The sequence below is a fragment of the Nitrospira sp. BLG_2 genome (assembly GCF_049222245.1).
The window spans coordinates 1-1625 of sequence record NZ_JBLYIG010000288.1 but is presented as its reverse complement, the minus strand read 5'-3'; the positions used below and the strand labels follow the sequence as shown (position 1 = coordinate 1625).

General features: G+C 57.8%; 2 protein-coding genes. Both read right to left on the bottom strand.

From position 1 onward, the window contains the following. On the bottom strand, positions 1-1081 hold a 1081-nt coding region (locus tag ACOSYY_RS07920), incomplete at its 3' end, for an aconitase family protein (RefSeq protein WP_421661727.1). Between the two features lie 218 nt (positions 1082-1299). Next, on the bottom strand, positions 1300-1625 hold a 326-nt coding region (locus ACOSYY_RS07915), incomplete at its 5' end, for a citrate/2-methylcitrate synthase (RefSeq protein WP_421661726.1).

The window sequence follows — 1625 nt, the reverse complement described above, 5'->3', positions numbered from 1 at the left end:
ACGACGAGTTCGTACAGCTGCCGATCAAGGCCGCCTTCAGCTCGACCGGATAGCCCTTTTCCTGCGCTTCCGCCTTCAGCTTCGAGACCGGTCGAGCAAGGTCGGGTGTATGAGGACCGACCACATGCGGCTCGAGCTTGGATAAATCGATTTCGACGATTTGGTCATAATACTTCTCGGGCGACTGATTGACTTCCGGGTCAGCCACAAGTAACGGTTTATTGGCCTGGGCTAATTTCGCCAAATCGGCCCGATCCGTAATGTTCAGATAGTCGACCATCTTTTGATCGAAGGGAAATACCGACGTGGTCGCTCCCAGCTCCGCACCCATATTGCAGATGGTGCCCTTGCCGGTCGCGCTGATCGTTTCGGCGCCGGGACCGAAGTATTCGACGATCTTGTTCGTCCCTCCCTTTACGGTGAGCAGGCCGCACAGATAGAGGATCACGTCCTTCGGTGACGCCCAGCCGCTCAACTTGCCGGTCAGTTTCACGCCGATCAGCTTCGGATGGAGCACTTCCCAAGGCAGACCGGCCATCACTTCGCCCGCATCCGCTCCGCCGACGCCGATGGCCAACATACCTAGACCACCGCCGTTCGGCGTGTGCGAGTCGGTCCCGATGATCAGCCCGCCGGGGAACGCATAGTTTTCCAGCACGACCTGGTGAATAATACCGGCGCCCGGCTTCCAGAAACCGATGCCGTACTTCTTCGCAGCAGACGCGAGGAAGTTGTACACTTCCTTGTTTTCATCCATGGCGCGGAGCAGATCTTTCTCTGAGCCCATTTCCGCGCGAATCAGGTGGTCGCAGTGGATGGTGCTCGGCACAGCGGCTTTTTTCTTGCCGGCCTGCATAAATTGCAACATGGCCATCTGCGCCGTCGCATCCTGCATCGCCACGCGGTCTGGGCGCAGCGCCAACATGGCCTTCCCACGCTCCCACTGTTGGGTATCGAAGTTGTCGGCATGCGAGACGAGAATCTTTTCCGCCAACGTCAACGGACGGCCGAATCTCTTTCTGGCCTTCTCGAAGATCTCAGGCATTTTGGCGTAGAGCTTCTTCGCGAGCTCGAGTGACATTGCGCTCTCCTTACAAACGGGCGTGGGTATTTGGAGCCAGGAGCCAAGGAGTTGTGCTCCTCGGCCACGCCCCGTCACCAGCCTTAGGTTAGGGCGGCATGCTCCGCCACTTGCCGAGCGGCGAAGCCCTCCCGCAATTGTTTCAACAGTGGCGCTTCATGAGCCTATTTAGCAGCAGAGCTTCCCGCATCCATCCTTAATGGAGGAACCTCGCGCGACTATTTTAACGGCGGGACCTCCCGCCGTTTGGGCGCCGCATAGTTCACCAGATAATCGAACAGCCGGATCAAGCGGCTGTCCTGGCGCTTCTGATCGACCCAGTGGCCGATCAATCCGATCGTGCGCGACAAGATGAAGAAACCGTTCAAACTGTCGACCGGGAACCCCAGATCGACCAACACGGCCGCCATCGTGCCGTCCACGTTCAGAATCAAATTATCCTTCTTCGTCGCCGTCACCTGCTCAACCGCCAAGGCGAAGTCGAGACAGGGCGTTTTGATCTTCAAGCTCTTCACGTAACCCACGAGTTCCTTCACGCGCTTAT